Annotated in this window: 16 protein-coding genes; 1 reads left to right on the forward strand and 15 read right to left on the reverse strand. The window is 66.8% G+C overall.

Annotated features, from left to right (window positions below; translation table 11 throughout):
* Nucleotides 1-60: 60 nt before the first annotated feature.
* The 9 genes from EV665_RS11035 to EV665_RS11070 are packed head-to-tail and all read right to left on the reverse strand — an operon-like array spanning nucleotide 61 to nucleotide 6974.
* On the reverse strand, nucleotides 61-495 hold the full coding sequence (locus tag EV665_RS11035) for a CBS domain-containing protein (RefSeq protein WP_133034136.1): 435 nt from the start codon (nucleotides 493-495) through the stop codon (nucleotides 61-63).
* Nucleotides 492-653 (reverse strand): hypothetical protein, encoded by a 162-nt coding sequence (locus tag EV665_RS32300; protein ID WP_162853032.1) that lies wholly within the window; start codon nucleotides 651-653, stop codon nucleotides 492-494. The genes EV665_RS11035 and EV665_RS32300 overlap by 4 nt, the downstream gene beginning before the upstream one ends.
* Before the next feature lie 10 nt (nucleotides 654-663).
* Nucleotides 664-1656: an FAD:protein FMN transferase gene (locus tag EV665_RS11040; RefSeq protein ID WP_133034137.1), complete on the reverse strand. Its 993-nt coding sequence runs from the start codon at nucleotides 1654-1656 to the stop codon at nucleotides 664-666.
* 4 nt (nucleotides 1657-1660) lie between these two features.
* Nucleotides 1661-2881 (reverse strand): NADH:ubiquinone reductase (Na(+)-transporting) subunit F, encoded by a 1221-nt coding sequence (gene nqrF / locus EV665_RS11045; RefSeq protein WP_133034138.1) that lies wholly within the window; start codon nucleotides 2879-2881, stop codon nucleotides 1661-1663.
* Nucleotides 2878-3489: an NADH:ubiquinone reductase (Na(+)-transporting) subunit E gene (nqrE, locus tag EV665_RS11050; RefSeq protein WP_133034139.1), complete on the reverse strand. Its 612-nt coding sequence runs from the start codon at nucleotides 3487-3489 to the stop codon at nucleotides 2878-2880. Before nqrE ends, nqrF begins: the two co-directional genes overlap by 4 nt.
* Complete coding sequence (locus tag EV665_RS11055) at nucleotides 3489-4151, reverse strand: NADH:ubiquinone reductase (Na(+)-transporting) subunit D (protein WP_133034140.1); 663 nt, start codon at nucleotides 4149-4151, stop codon at nucleotides 3489-3491. The genes nqrE and EV665_RS11055 overlap by 1 nt, the downstream gene beginning before the upstream one ends.
* A 3-nt stretch (nucleotides 4152-4154) precedes the next feature.
* Nucleotides 4155-4955, reverse strand: a complete 801-nt coding sequence (nqrC, locus tag EV665_RS11060; protein WP_133034141.1) for an NADH:ubiquinone reductase (Na(+)-transporting) subunit C — start codon at nucleotides 4953-4955, stop codon at nucleotides 4155-4157.
* On the reverse strand, nucleotides 4948-5721 hold the full coding sequence (locus EV665_RS11065; protein ID WP_133034142.1) for an RnfABCDGE type electron transport complex subunit D: 774 nt from the start codon (nucleotides 5719-5721) through the stop codon (nucleotides 4948-4950). Before EV665_RS11065 ends, nqrC begins: the two co-directional genes overlap by 8 nt.
* On the reverse strand, nucleotides 5718-6974 hold the full coding sequence (locus tag EV665_RS11070; protein WP_133034143.1) for a Na(+)-translocating NADH-quinone reductase subunit A: 1257 nt from the start codon (nucleotides 6972-6974) through the stop codon (nucleotides 5718-5720). Before EV665_RS11070 ends, EV665_RS11065 begins: the two co-directional genes overlap by 4 nt.
* 113 nt (nucleotides 6975-7087) lie before the next feature.
* Here EV665_RS11070 and EV665_RS11075 point away from each other — a divergent pair, with 113 nt between their 5' ends.
* Nucleotides 7088-8260: a cytochrome C gene (locus EV665_RS11075; protein WP_245507689.1), complete on the forward strand. Its 1173-nt coding sequence runs from the start codon at nucleotides 7088-7090 to the stop codon at nucleotides 8258-8260.
* Nucleotides 8261-8505: 245 nt separating this feature from the next.
* On the opposite strand, the gene EV665_RS11080 is transcribed toward EV665_RS11075, so the two are convergent.
* From EV665_RS11080 to EV665_RS11105, 6 genes are all read right to left on the reverse strand, one after another.
* Nucleotides 8506-9375, reverse strand: coding sequence for a nitrilase-related carbon-nitrogen hydrolase (locus EV665_RS11080; protein WP_133034144.1), 870 nt, complete (start codon nucleotides 9373-9375; stop codon nucleotides 8506-8508).
* A 63-nt stretch (nucleotides 9376-9438) separates the two neighbouring features.
* Nucleotides 9439-10329 carry a glycine betaine ABC transporter substrate-binding protein gene (locus tag EV665_RS11085; RefSeq protein WP_133034145.1) on the reverse strand — a complete coding sequence of 297 codons (891 nt, stop codon included), beginning with the start codon at nucleotides 10327-10329 and terminating at the stop codon, nucleotides 9439-9441.
* Nucleotides 10330-10360: 31 nt separating this feature from the next.
* Entirely contained in the window at nucleotides 10361-11095 is a 735-nt protein-coding gene (locus tag EV665_RS11090; RefSeq protein WP_133034146.1) for an ABC transporter permease, read from the reverse strand.
* The gene (locus EV665_RS11095; protein WP_064332883.1) at nucleotides 11092-12195 is read right to left on the reverse strand and encodes an ABC transporter ATP-binding protein; all 1104 of its coding nucleotides are present in this window, start codon (nucleotides 12193-12195) and stop codon (nucleotides 11092-11094) included. Before EV665_RS11095 ends, EV665_RS11090 begins: the two co-directional genes overlap by 4 nt.
* On the reverse strand, nucleotides 12192-12848 hold the full coding sequence (locus EV665_RS11100) for an ABC transporter permease (RefSeq protein ID WP_064332882.1): 657 nt from the start codon (nucleotides 12846-12848) through the stop codon (nucleotides 12192-12194). The genes EV665_RS11095 and EV665_RS11100 overlap by 4 nt, the downstream gene beginning before the upstream one ends.
* 162 nt (nucleotides 12849-13010) lie before the next feature.
* The gene (locus EV665_RS11105) at nucleotides 13011-13985 is read right to left on the reverse strand and encodes a GlxA family transcriptional regulator (protein WP_210234621.1); all 975 of its coding nucleotides are present in this window, start codon (nucleotides 13983-13985) and stop codon (nucleotides 13011-13013) included.
* Between the last annotated feature and the right edge of the window lie 66 nt (nucleotides 13986-14051).

Raw genomic sequence — 14051 nt, forward strand, 5'->3', positions numbered from 1 at the left:
CCGACCTCTACGCCAGGTTCGGTCGAACGTGCAGTCCTGAAGGGATATGACCCACCGCTCCTAGTTCTGATAACCGGGTCGTAGCGCAGCCGCCCCGTGCTCGGACATGGCGAGGATCGCCGCCAGCAGGTCGGAGCGGTCGAGCAGGCCGATCACCACGCTGTCGCGCATGACGGGATAGACGCGGTGCGAACGGGCAAGGAATTCCTCGGCCGCCGAGACGAAGTCCAGGTCGTGCGGCAGCGTCCGCACCGCGTCGCTCATATAGTCGGCAACGCTGCCGCTCCATTGCTGGTAGTAGCTCGCATTGAGCATCGGGCGGAAGCAGTCCTTCTCCGTGAGGATGCCGACAAGGGCGCCCCGGTCGTCGATCACGGGCGCGGCCGACACCGGCGCGCGCGCCAGCACGGCGACCGCCTCGCGGATCGGCATGGCGGGCGAAAGCCGGGGGAAATCGGTCTGCATGATATGCGCGACGGCAGCGTTCGGGTTCATCGCTTTTCCTCGCCATGCGGGCAGCCGTCGCAGCGCGTGCCGCCGATGCAGGCCAGCCCCTCGCAGCCTCTGGCGAGCGGCCTGCGGCCGAGGAGAAGGCCGACGGCGAGCCCGCCGGCCGAGAGACACACGATCACGATTGCAAAAAGCGCTTCCATCGTCCTCACCTCACACCAGATGCCGTTCGAATGCGCCGGTCGTCACGCGCCGGAGCGTTCCGCCGGCGCGGAACAGGAAAAGCGCGGCGATATCCCGCTCCCGCGCAAGCGCCGGCCCCGCGGCACCGGCCGCCATCAGCGCCGTCGCCCAGCCGTCGGCGTGAAGCGCGGCCGGCATGAGGACGGAGACCGAGGCAAGAGCACCCGCGACGGGCTCACGGGTCGACGGGTCGATGATGTGGCTGTAGCGGCGGCCGGCGAGGTCGTACCCGTTCCGCCGGTCGCCGGAGGTGGCGACGGCCATGCCGTCGAGCCCGAGCACGCCTTCCACGCCGTCCGCATCCGGCAGCGGGGTCTCGATCCCCGCATGCCAGGCACGGCCCGACGGGTGCCGCCCCCGCGCGGCAAGCTCGCCGCCGAGATCGACGAGGAAATCCCCGTGGCCGGCGTCGAGCAGGTCCGCCGTCATCCTGTCGAGCGCATATCCCTTGGCGATGCCGCAGAAATCGAGCGTGAGGCCGGGCGAAGCGCGCGCGACATGGCCGTTCTCCGCCCGGATTTCCCGCCATCCGTCAGGCCGCATCTCGCCCCTGTCGATCGGGCCGAACCCCCAGCGCGCAACCATCGGCCCCACGGTCGGGTCGAAACGCCCGCCGCTCGCCTCGGCGATGGCGAGCGCCGCACGCGTGACGCCGACGACCGCGTCGGACACGACCACCTCCCCGGCATCGCCCCGGTTGAACCGTCCGATCACGCTGTCGGCGCGCCAGGGCGAGAAGGCGCGATCGATCGCATCGAGCGTGCCGTCCAATCGGTCCTTGAGGCCGGACGTGTCCGCATCGTCGCGCAGCACGACGCGCCAGCCCGTGCCGAAGGCGGCGCCGGACAGCGCCTTCACCGGCGCCGCCCCCCGCGCGAGCGCCGGAGCCTTGGCAAGCAGCAGCGCGGCACCGCCGAGGGCGAGGAAGCGGCGGCGGCCGGACGGATCTGGTCTGAAGATCATGGGATCAGCCTCCGAAATCGTCGTTGAAGATGGAATGCGGCTCGACGCCGAGGCGTTCGAGCATGGCGAGCACGGCCGAGATCATCACCGGCGGGCCGCAGAGATAATATTCGCATTCGTCGGGCGCAGGATGCGCGGCGAGCGCGGCACGGACCGTCTCGTGGATGAAGCCGGTGGCGCCCGTCCACCGGTCGCCGGGCGCGGGATCGGAGAGCGCGGGCGTCCAGGTGAAGTTCGGGTGCTTTTCCGCGATCTGCCGGAACTCCTCCACATAGAACAGGTCGGCCGCCGTGCGCGCGCCGTAGAAATAGGCCATGCGGCGCGTCGTGCCGAGGCCGATCTGCTCGTGGATCATGGCCCGCAGCGGCGCCATCCCGACCCCGCCGCCGATGAAGACCATGTCCCGGCCGGTCGGCTGCACATGGAACTCGCCGAAGGGGCCGCCGGCCTCCACCGTGTCGCCCGGCCGCAGCGAGAACAGGTAGGACGAGACCACGCCGGGCGGGATGTCGTGCTCGTGGCCGGCGGGCGGCACGGCGAGGCGGATGTTGAAGACGATGCGCCCAGCATCCTCCGGCCGGCTCGCGATGGAATAGGCGCGCACCACGGGCCTTGGCGAGACCGATTTCAGCGCCGGCCAGCCGGCGATCTCCCATGCCCGCGCATGGGCGGGGTCGATGTCGAGCGAGGCGAAATCGAGGCTGTAGGCGGGGGCGGTGAGCTGCGCGAAGCCGCCGGCGCGGAAGCGGAAGTCGCGGCCCTCGGGCAATTCCAGCACCAATTCGCGGATCAGCGGCGCCAGCATGCGGTTGGAGAGAACCCGGCAGGGGAAGGATTCGGCGGCCAGCACGTCCGCCGCCACCGTCACCTCGACCGGGCCGCGCAGCCGCGTCTGGCAGGCAAGGCGCACATGGGCGCGGCGCTCGGCCGGCGAGAGGAGGCCCCGCTCGGTGGCCTGCAATTCGCCCGCCCCCTCCCCCTCGACGGTGACGCGGCAGAGGCCGCAGGTGCCGCTGCCGCCGCAGGCCGCGGGAATGGCGATCCCGGCCTCGTGCAGCACCGAGAGCAGCTGGTCGCCCCGCGCCGCGTCGATGCGCTTGCCGCCGTTCACGGTGACGCCGACGATGCCGTGCGGCAGCAGCCGGCTCCGCGCGGCGATCAGCGCCAGCGTCAGGCCGACGACGAGAAGCGTGATGAAGGCGGTGCCGAGCGCGATCTCCGTCATGGCGCCGCCATCTGCGCGAAGGAGGAGAAGCCGAGCGACATCATGCCCGCCAGCACGAAGGCGATGCCGAGGCCGCGAAGGCCGGCGGGCAGATCGGCATAGGCGAGCCGCGTGCGGATCGCGCCGAGCATGACGACGGCAAGCGCGAAGCCCGCCCCGCTGCCGAGGCCGTAGACCGCCGCCTCAGCCAGATCGTAGCGCCGCTCCACCATGAAGAGGCTGCCGCCGAGGATGGCGCAATGGATGGTGAGCAGCGGCAGGAACGCACCGAAGGACGCCTGCACGCGCGGCAGGTAGCGCTCCAGCACCATTTCGAGGAGCTGCACGCTGGCGGCGACCACGCCGATGAAGGTGAGGAGCGCGAGATAGGAGAGGTCAAGATCCGGCATGCCGATCCAGGCCCAGGCGCCGGGCGCCAGCATGGCCGAATAGATGAGCTGGTTGGCCGGCACCGTCACGCCCATGACGGCGATGACCGCGACGCCGAGGCCGAAGGCGGTCTCGGTGCGCCGCGACAGCGCCAGGAAGGTGCAGAGGCCGAGAAAATAGGTGAGCGGCATGTTCTCGACGAACACGGCCCGAAGGAACAGCGCGCCGAGATCGGCCATCAGCGCTCCTCCCCGAGATCATGAGCCGGGAATTCCGACGCCTCCGCCTGCTCCGGCCAGAGGCTGCGGATCGCCCAGACCAGCCCGCCGAGCAGGAAGAAGGCGCTGGGGGCGAGCAGCATCAGGGAAAGCGGCGTGAACCAGCCGCCCTGGTCGGCCAGCGGAAAGACCTGGAGGCCGAGCAGCGTTCCGCTGCCGAACAGCTCGCGGCAGCTTCCGATCGCCACCAGCACGAGCGAATAGCCGAGCCCGCTGCCGAGGGCGTCGACCATCGAGGGCAAGGGCGGGTTGCTGCGCGAGAAGGATTCAGTCCGGCCGAGCACGATGCAGTTCGTCGCGATCAGGCTGACGAAGACCGACAGGCGCTGGCTCAGCTCGAAGAACCAGGCCTGCAGCGCCTGGTCGATGACGATGACCATCGAGGCGATGATGATGATCTGCACGATCAGGCGGATCGAGGCGGGGATGTGCCGGCCGATGGCGCTGATGACGCCCGCCGCCAGCACCACCACGACCGTCAGCGAGATCGACATGGTGAGTGCGGTGTCAAGGGAGGTGGTGACGGCGAGCGCGGAGCAGATGCCGAGAATCTGCAGCGTCACCGGGTTCTGCCGGATGAGCGGGGCGGTCAGCGTGTTCCAGAGCCCTTCCGTGGCGGCCATCGGCTAGAACTCCCCGCGGCGGATCGCCGCCATGAGCGGCCCGTAGCCCTTCGGGCCGGTCCAGAACCGCACCATCTGCGTGATCGCGTTGCCGGTGCGCGTCGCCCCGGTGATGCCGTCCACCTCGTGCTCGCCGCCCGCCTTGCCGCGCGCGACCGCGAAACGGACGGCGCCGGTATCGTCGGCGATGCGCTTGCCGGCAAAACCCTGCTGCCAGAGCGGTTCGGCGATGCGCGCGCCGAGGCCCGGCGTCTCGGCCTGTTCCGTCACCGCGACGCCGGCGAGCGTGCGCATGTCGCCGCGCAGCGCGATGAGCGCCTGAATGCGCCCGTTATAGCCCGTCCCGACGACCGGCAGGATGGCGAGCGAGACGGCATCGCCATCGCGCAGCAGGTAGATCTGGACGTAATCCGGCCGGGTGCCGATGCCGGCGATGTCCTCGGCCGCCGACAGCGTCGTCCAGTTCGCCGGCTCGGCGAGCGCGGCCTGAAGCGTTTCGGGCGTGACCTCCCTCGCGGCGGCGCCGGCATCAAGATCGATGACGACGGTCGAGAGCGCGGCGCCGCCCGATTGCGCGATGAGGTCCGAGATGCCCGGAACGGCCGCGATCAGTGCCTCCAGGCGCGCCTGCTGCTCGGCCGCCCGGTTCTGCGCCTGGATCGGCCGGAGCATGACGGTGGCGACGGTGACCAGCACCGCGCAGACCGCCGAAACGAGGAAGGCGACGGCCAGCGTCTTCGTCCGGCTTTCGTTCGGCAGCGTCAGGAAGCGGCGCCAGAGGGAGACGGGGTTGAGATCAGCCAAGGCGTTTCCTCCGCGCGAGCCAAAGGCTTATGGCGATTTCGTCGAGAAGCGGCGCGGCGAGCGAGGCGATGAGCGCCGCCGAGACCGCGGCCTGGACCGGCGGCGCGCCATCCCAGCCGACGGCGAAGAGAAGCACCAGCGCGCCGTAGAGCAGGCCGTAGAGCCAGCGCCCGAGCGTCGTGCCGGCGCTCGCCACCGGATCGCAGACCAAGAGGACCAGCACCACCGCCGCCGCCGTCAGCACCGGCATTTCGAGCGCGAGGCCCCAGCAGCCGGCTGCCAGCACGACAGCGGCCGCGGCGACGACCCGCCACGACATCACGCCCGTGACGCCGCCGATCGCGGAAACGGCCGCGACCGACCAGCCGAGCTGCACCGGCAGGTCCGGCCAGGACGCGGCGGGAAAGCCGAAGCCGAGAAAGGTGATGGCGACCGTCGCGGGATTGACCACGTTGCGCCCCCAGCCGCCGAAGGCCAATTCGCCGGCGACGACGCCGAAGCTGATGCCGAGGAGCATCGGCACGAGGCCGAGGTCGACGGGTGCCAGAACCGTAATCGCCAGCGCCGTGAAGGCGCCGGAGAAGGACGGCGGCTGGGCACGCGCCAGCATGAAGGCGAGATGCCAGAGCCCGGCGGCGACCAGCACGAAGATGAGGCGCACGAGCCCGGCCGTGCCCGTCGCCAGCAGCCAGGTGACGACGAGCGGCATGGCCGCCGCCAGCAGCATCAGCGCCACCGTCTCCCGGTCCCACAGACCCCGCGTCACGCCGCTTCCTCCGCCGCGATGCGGTCGAGCATGCCGCGCAGCATGGCCGACAGGCGGGGCGAGGCGCCGGTGACGTAGTCGGCGAGCGCCATGTCCTCCTCGGTGAGCGACAATGCGCCGAGCCGGGTCGCGGTCTCGGCGTCGTTGGATGCGATGGCGCGCACCAGCGGGGCGGCCGGCAGCACGCCGCCGAAAGCCTGGTCGAGCGCGGCGGTCGGGATGATCGGCAGCGGCCGCCGCGCGCGGCGCAGGGCGGCCGAAAACCAGTGCAGGCGGTCGTCGCGCGAGGCCTCCGCGATGCCCGTCACCTGCCGGTGCCAGCGGCCGAGCCAGCGGCTTTCGACGCCATCGAGCATGGAGCCCGACAGGAGACGGTGGGGGCCGGGCCGGGCGATGTCGTAGCTCAGCGCACGCAGATCCGCCCCCGGCTGGCAGCGGACCAGCCGCCGCTCCCGCAGGGCCGATCCCGCGACGGAGACGAGCCGGGTCTCCGGCACCAGGCCGGTGCGCAGCAGCGCGCCGATGCCGGCGACATCTTCGGCATGGATGTCCCAGACGGTGTGGCCCGGCCCGGCCGGGTGACAGGCGGCAAGCTGGAATCCCGCAAGGCCATGCGGATGGATCGGCGCGACCTTTCTGATGTGGCATCGTGCGCCGAGGCCTGCCATGCCGCCGATATCAGGGCCCTGGTCCTGGCAGACGACGACGGCCCCCTCCGTCAGCCCGGCAAGCGCCCGCAACCCGGTCGCAAGATCCTCCTCGCGCCCGTCGAGGGCAAGCCGCGGGGACGGCGCGTCCGGCCGGGTATCGAGCGCCATGACGAAGATGGCCGCCGGCGTTTCGCCCGGCGCGGGGATGCGGCCGAACGGGCGGGAGCGGAACGACGGCCATAGGCCGGCGGAAAGCAGCAGCGCCCGTACCGCCGCCGCATCGCCCCCTCCGGCGGCGGCAACGTCGTGTTGGTGGCGCCCGGCCTCCGGCACATGGAAGAACAGCACCCGCGACAGCCGCCGGCCAGGCCCGAGATCGATGGCCGCAACTTCGCCGGCGACGGGGGCGACAAGGGTCAGTTCGGGATGCCTGCGCGAGCGCAGGACGGGCATGCCCTGCGCGACCCGCGCGCCGCGCGCGACCAGGACCTCCACGCGGAAATCGTCTTCCGGCTGCGCGAAGAGCGCGCACTGATCCGTGATCTCGGTCTCTATGGTCGGGCCTGCCTTTTCCTCTTTCGATCCGGATGCAAGGAAATCCAATGTTTCGTCCTCCGTCCTTGACTTCGATCAAGGCAGCAACGTTGTGCGAACGGGTATAAGCGATTAGCCTCGGCTGTCAGAGGCCGCACATCCCCAGCCCGTTGTGAGGTACGATGCGCCGATTCCTGATACCAGCCGCCGTTGTGTTCGCGCTCACGCCCGTCGCGGGCGCGCTTGTGCACCATACGACAACGGTACAGGCGCAGTCGGCGAACGACAATGCGGGCGACGTCCCGATCTTCGTCATACCGAAACCGGGACCGTTCTCGCCGGAGCGGATCGCCATTCCGCAGAGCGACTATATCGCCGCGTGGGCGCGATCGGGCCATTCGGATTCCGCGTCGGTCTCGTTTTCCTACTGGAACGAGGCCGGCGTCATTCCCCCGGTCTGTTCCGTCTGTCATTCCGGCGCGGGGTTCCGCTCGTTCCACGGCCTCGACGGCAGCGAGCCCGGCCTACCGGCGCATCCCGTGCCGGTCGGCGGCGTGGTCGATTGCGAGACCTGCCACAATACGGGCCTGGCATCGATCGCCGAGATCGCCCTGCCGAGCGGCGTCAGGCATCCCGTCAATGCCGGCGAGGTGCCGTGCATGACCTGTCACCAGGGACGCTCGGCCGGTGCGACCGTCGGCAAGGCCATCGAGGGCAAGCCCGACGACACGCCCGATCCCGCGCTCACCTTCATCAACCCGCACTATGCCACGGCCGCGGCGGCCCTGCTCGGCGGCTACGGCGGCAGCGGCTACCACTATGCCGGCAAGACCTATTCCGGCCGCTTCCTGCATGCCAGGCCCGTGGAGACCTGCGTCTCCTGCCATGATCCGCACAGCCTTCAGGTGGCGGAAGAGACCTGCCTGACCTGTCATGCGTCAGGCACGGCCGCCGATATCCGCATCTCACGCATCAGCTTCGACGGCACCGGCGACCTGAAGAAGGGCATCCGCCACGACATTGCAGAAAACGCCCGGCGGCTGAAGGGCATGCTGGAGGATTATGCAAGCAAGGTGGCGGGCGTACCGATGCTCTACGACGGCAGCCACCATCCCTATTTCTTCACCGACGCCAACGGCGACGGCGTGGCGGACCAGGCCGACGGCAAGCCGGTGCCCTACAACGCCTGGACGCCGCGCCTGCTGAAGGCCGCCTATAACTGGAAATTCGTCGGCTCCGACAAGGGCATCCACGTGCATAACCCGCACTATGCGCTGGAACTGCTCCACGATTCGACGGAAGACCTGGCCGGCCCGCTCGGCGTCGATTTCAGCGCGTTCGGACTTGCGCGCTAATCCTCCCACGGCCTTCCGGCCAACTGTTCGGGTGAAAGGCGAAAAGGGCAGCGTACGCTGCCCACCATTTCAGCCCATCAAATCAAGCGGCAGGTGCAGATAAGGGATGACAATGCCCGGGAGATGGCATGCGTCGCCGCCATATCCAAGCAAGGCCGGTGGCTCCCGCAGATGGATTGCAATCCGCCTGCGGGAGTTTTTCACGCTTGCGCGCTGGGAACGGAACTGAAGGATTGCGGTGCGGTTTAGCTTGCCTCATGCCGGGACGACCCGGGTGAGGAAGGCACGAATCGGCCGAGCTCCTTGTGCACGAACGCCGGGTCGGAATCCCGTAAGGTGGGCAGGTTTCGACGCGCATCGATAACATTCGTTATGTCGAGCCTTGCGAGCACGAGTTCCGGCTGTTCGCCGGCGCGGGCAAGTTCGCGGCCATTCTGGTCCAGGATTCGGGAGCCGCCCCAAAAATCCAGGCCTCCCCGCTTTCCGCAGTGGTTCACCATGATCGTGGGCAGGCTGTATGTCATGGCCGTGTGGCGCAGATTGATATCCCATCCCGTCGGATTGTCGAACCCTCCGTCCACCACGCCCCTTGCCGAACCGATAGGCTGGATCAGGAGATCGGCGCCGTGGAGGGCGGCGATCCAGGGCAAGGCGGGCGACCAGCTATCGGCGCAGATAAGCGTTGCGGCTTTCCAGTTCCCGGACAATTCGGCCAAGGTCAGTGCACCGCCCTTGCGATAGAATTTGCCTTCCTGAAGCCGCCCGTAGTTCGGAATGTTTATCTTGCGGTGGGCGTGCCGCAACTCGCCCTCCGAAAACAGGGCCTGCGTATTGTAGACAAGGCCATCCGTCCCGCGTTCGATAAAGCCGAAGGATACGGCGATCCCCCGGGAGGCCGCGGCGATTTCCGCTATCTCCTTCGCATCAACCATGCGGGCGAGCTCCTGCACGTCCGGCGAGGAGAGATAGTCCGTCAGGGAGAGCTCGGGAAACACGACCAGATCGGCGCCGCGGTTGCGCGCCCCCTTAATCGCTTCGAGATGGAGCGCCAGATTGGCTTGAATATCGCCCGCAACGCATCGGATCTGAGCGGCGGCAACCGTGAGGAATGGCATCGTGTCCAACCTGTTCCTGAAGGTGCGTTCCGGCCGGGGCCGGAACGCACAGCCTGCTTTGCGTTACTGGAGGAAACCCTCGGAGGTCAGGAAGCCCGTTGCGACCTCCTCGACGGAACGCTTGTCGACATCGACGGAGGCGTTGAGCTTGGCCATGATCGTGTCGTCAAGCTTGGCGGAAAGGCCATTCAGGATATCGGCAAGCTCCGGAGAAGCGTCGAGGACCTCCTTGCGGATGACCGGCGTCAGCGCGTAGTCCGGGAAATAGCCCTTGTCATCCTTGAGGACGACGAAATCGAATGCGGGAATGCGGCCGTCGGTCGCGAACACGAGACCCGTGTCGATCTGGGAATCCCGCAGGGCCTGGTAAACGAGACCGGTGTCCATGCGCTTGACATTCTCGCGGCCGAATTCGAAGCCATAGGCCTGTTCGAGCGGCTTGAGGCCGTCGACGCGCGCATAGAATTCCGCATTGCATCCGAAGGAGAGCGTTTCGCCCGCGCCGATTTTCGCCGCCAGATCGGAGAGCGTCGAAATCCCCTTGGCCGCCGCATCGTCCTTCCGCATGGCGATGCCGTATGTGTTGTTCGCCCGGGACGGATCCAGCCAGACGAGGCCCTTGGCCGCATCGAGTTCCTTGATCCTGGCGTAGGTGGCCGCCGGATCGAGCTTCTCGGTGATCTTGTTGAACGTGATCAGCGACGTGCCGGTATATTCCCAGTAGACGTCGATCTGTCCTGCTTCCTGGGCCTGACGCAGGGGCGCGGTTCCAAGTCCGCTGCGCTTGTCGACCGTGAACCCCTTTGCCTGCAGCAACTGGCCGGTCATCTCCGCGATGATCTGCTGCTCGGTGAAATTCTTGCCGCCGACGACGATGTCTTTTGCTGCAGCCGCACCGGCCACAAGCGCAATGGCGATGCCGGCGACAAGGCCCTTCAATCCAGGTTTCTTCATAGTCTCACTCCCCTTTTGCTCGATTGGTTGGTTAACGAAGCGGGTTGACCCCTCTGGGGATCAGCCAGTACTGGCACTGGCCGATTGCAAAGTCCGCCACGATGGCCAGCATGGCCGTGGGGATCGCACCCGCCAGAAGCATCGATGTGTCCATCAGGTCGATGCCGGTGAAAATCAGCTCTCCCAGGCCGCCGCCGCCGACCAGGAACGCCAGCGGCGCCGTGCCGACATTGATCGCAATGGCCGTCCGAACGCCGGCGAGGATGACGAAAAGCGCATTCGGCAACTCGACCCGGAACAGGATCTGCCGGTCCGTCATCCCCATTCCCGTGGCCGCTTCCACAAGGTAGCGGGGCACCATGCTCAGGCCGGCGATCGTATTCAGCACGATGGGCAGAAGCGTCAGCACGGTGAGGCCAAAGATCGCCGAAGGCGCGCCGATGCCGAGAAAGGACATGGCAAGCGCGAGAACGGCGAGCGTCGGAATCGTGGTGCCGAGATTGATGACCTGCGTTATCGCGTCCGCGTGATAGCGCAGGGGCTTGCGCGTCAGAGCGATCCCGAGCGGCAGGCCGATGGCAAGCGCCAGGGCGCTGGAATAGGCGACCAGCATCAGATGCTGGCCGGCCAGATAGAGGATGTCCTCGCGATAGCTCAGGATCGTGCCGAGAAGACCGGATGACGCGGCCCACGCTCCGAGCGCGACCAGCGCGAGCGAAGACACGATGCTGGTGTAGGAGGAGGCTGGGGAAGAGGACGTCGTCATTCGCGGTAACTCGCACCAAGGAGCTGGCTTATTCCGCGCTGCGTCACGTAGCCTTTGTAAAAGCCTTCATCGTCGACGCAGGCAAGCCAGGTCACGCCATGGGAAAACATCGCGGAAACCGCGTTTCTCAGGTCGTCGTTGACGTTGATCAGCCCCGGCAAGGTCTCGACATGATCGCCGACGACGCCTCCCTTGCCACGGATGTCGTTGAGGTGAAGGAAGCCGCGGGCCCGGCCGCGGGGGCCGACCATGACGATGGTCGTATGGTTGTTCGCCTCCATCCGCGCCACGGCCGTTTCCAGGCTGTCGCCTGCCACGACGCTGACCGGCGCGACCTGCATGGCATCGGCCACCTTTACCAGGCGCAACCGCTTCAGCGTCCGGTCGCCGCCGACGAAATCCGCAACGAAATTGTCGATCGGGTTCGCCAGGATATGATCAGGCTTGTCGAACTGGATCAGCTTGCCGTCGCGGAAAATGGCGATGTGGCTGGCCATCTTGACCGCCTCGTCGATATCGTGGCTGACGAAGACGACGGTTTTCTTCAGCTCCGCCTGGAGCTTCATGAACTCGTCCTGGATGACCTCACGGTTGATCGGGTCGATCGCGCCGAAAGGTTCGTCCATGAGCAGGACCGGCGGATCGGCGGCAAGCGCCCGCACCACGCCGACGCGCTGCTGCTGGCCACCCGACAACTCCTTGGGATAGCGCCGCAGGAAGACCGACGGGTCGAGGTTCACCAGTTCCAGGAGTTCGGCCGCGCGCTTGCGCGATTTCTTGCGGTCCCATCCGAGCAGGTCGGGGACCACGCAGATATTGTCCTCGATGGTCTTGTTCGGGAAAAGGCCGATCTGCTGGATGACGTAGCCGATGGAGCGCCGCAAGGTCACGGCGTCGAGCGTGGAGGTGTCGCGCCCGTCGATGAAGATCTTGCCGGACGTCGGCGTGATCAACCGGTTGATCATTTTCATCGTGGTCGTCTTGCCGCAGCCCGACGGGCCGAGGAGAACACAGACCGCGCCCGACGGCACGTCCATGGTGACGCCGTCGACGGCGGTTACGGAACCAAAAGCTTTGGTGAGGCGATCAAGTCTAATCATGGATTTGTCCGAAGGCCTGGAGATGTCAGATACCGTCTCAGGGCGAGAAGGGAGAAGTCTGCGACAATGGCAAGGACGCTTACGGCTATCGCGCCCGTCAGCAGCTGGCGCGGGTCGGTCTGGCTGATCCCGCGGGATATGAACGTGCCCAGACCGCCGGCGCCGATATAGGTCGCGATGGCGGCGACGGCGATGTTGAGGACGACGGCATTCCGTACCCCGTTGATGATCACGGGAAGGGCGATCGGCAGCTCGACATGGCGCAGACGCTGGAGGAAGGTCATGCCCATACCGACCGCTGCCTCGCGCAGGGACGGATCGACATTCATGATCGCGGTATAGGTGTTCCGGATGATGGGCAGCTGGGCGTAGATCACCAGCGCGATCACGGCCGGGAGAAATCCGATGCCCTGGCCGATCTTGGACAGGACCGGAATGAGCAGGCCGAACAGCGCGATGGACGGGATCGTCATGACGGCCGCCGCAACGTAGAGTACCCGGTCGGCAAGCGCACGGCTTCGCGTGATCAGGATGCCGATCGGAACGCCCGTGCAAATCGCGATGACGATCGAGATGCCGACCAGCCAGATGTGTTCCAGCGTCCGCGTCCAGATCAGCGGCAGATTCTCGCCGATGAATTGAAATGTTCCCATTTTATCCTCCCCCCTACCTCGCTAGAGGATGTCCCGATCCTAGGGAATGAAGAGGAAAGTTCGAACCGAATGTCCGACGGGAAGTATCAAAAATCCGCCATGCGGAAGACGCTCATTTGATAAGGCACGGGGGCGAAGCACAATAATGGCCATTCCGCGGGATCAGACGCTGTCGGATCTTCGACGCTCGTCACTGGGACTGTTGCCATATCGGCGCCGATAGGCGCTGCCGAGATGGGACGCCGAAACGAATCCGCAGCGAAGCGCGATGGCGGCGATGGTTTCGGAACTCTCCTTCGCCAGCCGGCGCGCCTCGTTCAACCGCACATTGAGGTAGAACCGCTGTGGGGTCATCTCGAAATGCTGATGCCAGAGGCGTTCCAGCTGGCGGATGGAAAGGCCGCTTCTCTTGGCAACCTCATCGATCGGAACGACGTATTCGAGATTCTGCTCCATGATGGCGATCGCCGCGGCAAGTCTGGCATCGTGGATGCCATAGCGCCACTGGATCGCCATCCGCTGATGTTCTTCAGGCCCCCGAATGCGGGTATGCAGAAATTGCTCTGCCGTGTCGGCGGCGAGCTTGGCGCCATAATCGCCGGAAATCTGGGCGAGCATCAGATCGATGGCGGCGGTGCCACCGGCGCAGGTCCATCGATTGTCATCCCGGACATACAGTTCGCGCGTGACCTCGATTTCAGGGAATTCCTCGGCAAACTGGGGAAGCGATTCCCAATGCAGCGTGCAGCGCTTGCCCGCCAGCAGTCCCGCACGGGCGAGCAGGAATGTCCCGGTGCTCAAGGCACCGACAGGCTTTCCGCTCACCGCCTGCCTGCGAAGGAACTGGAGGATCGGCTTGGGCCGCTTGCTCTCGATATCGAGGCTGGCGACGACGAACAGCCGATCGAGATGGGGAGCGTCGTCTATCGAAACCGTGCGCGTCTCAAAGCCGCTGCTGGAGCTGATCTCGCCGCCCTCCTGCGAAAGGAGGCACCAATCGTAAAGCTTGCGGCCGGAAAGCCTGTTGGCCGCGCGCAGAGGCTCGCTCGCGGAGGCCAGCGCCATCATCGAAAACTGCGGAAGGAGCAGCAACCCGACGCTGATCGGACGCCCCTCTTCGATCCGTTGCTGCATCATTCCCGTCGGCCGCGGCCCCTTCGATCCTGGAACATATGGGCCGGAAGGTATCCGACGGTCGCTCAA

The sequence above is a fragment of the Shinella granuli genome, assembly GCF_004341885.1.
GTDB classification, from domain to species: domain Bacteria; phylum Pseudomonadota; class Alphaproteobacteria; order Rhizobiales; family Rhizobiaceae; genus Shinella; species Shinella granuli.

What these genes read in the sequence shown, in the direction of transcription:
- EV665_RS11035 (WP_133034136.1), bottom strand. Translation starts at nt 495, where the DNA reads ATGAACCCGAACGCTGCCGTCGCGCATATCATGCAGACCGATTTCCCC.
- EV665_RS32300 (WP_162853032.1), bottom strand. Translation starts at nt 653, where the DNA reads ATGGAAGCGCTTTTTGCAATCGTGATCGTGTGTCTCTCGGCCGGCGGG.
- EV665_RS11040 (WP_133034137.1), bottom strand. Translation starts at nt 1,656, where the DNA reads ATGATCTTCAGACCAGATCCGTCCGGCCGCCGCCGCTTCCTCGCCCTC.
- nqrF (WP_133034138.1), bottom strand. Translation starts at nt 2,881, where the DNA reads ATGACGGAGATCGCGCTCGGCACCGCCTTCATCACGCTTCTCGTCGTC.
- nqrE (WP_133034139.1), bottom strand. Translation starts at nt 3,489, where the DNA reads ATGGCCGATCTCGGCGCGCTGTTCCTTCGGGCCGTGTTCGTCGAGAAC.
- EV665_RS11055 (WP_133034140.1), bottom strand. Translation starts at nt 4,151, where the DNA reads ATGGCCGCCACGGAAGGGCTCTGGAACACGCTGACCGCCCCGCTCATC.
- EV665_RS11075 (WP_245507689.1), top strand. Translation starts at nt 7,088, where the DNA reads ATGCGCCGATTCCTGATACCAGCCGCCGTTGTGTTCGCGCTCACGCCC.
- EV665_RS11080 (WP_133034144.1), bottom strand. Translation starts at nt 9,375, where the DNA reads ATGCCATTCCTCACGGTTGCCGCCGCTCAGATCCGATGCGTTGCGGGC.
- EV665_RS11085 (WP_133034145.1), bottom strand. Translation starts at nt 10,329, where the DNA reads ATGAAGAAACCTGGATTGAAGGGCCTTGTCGCCGGCATCGCCATTGCG.
- EV665_RS11090 (WP_133034146.1), bottom strand. Translation starts at nt 11,095, where the DNA reads ATGACGACGTCCTCTTCCCCAGCCTCCTCCTACACCAGCATCGTGTCT.
- EV665_RS11095 (WP_064332883.1), bottom strand. Translation starts at nt 12,195, where the DNA reads ATGATTAGACTTGATCGCCTCACCAAAGCTTTTGGTTCCGTAACCGCC.
- EV665_RS11100 (WP_064332882.1), bottom strand. Translation starts at nt 12,848, where the DNA reads ATGGGAACATTTCAATTCATCGGCGAGAATCTGCCGCTGATCTGGACG.
- EV665_RS11105 (WP_210234621.1), bottom strand. Translation starts at nt 13,985, where the DNA reads ATGATGCAGCAACGGATCGAAGAGGGGCGTCCGATCAGCGTCGGGTTG.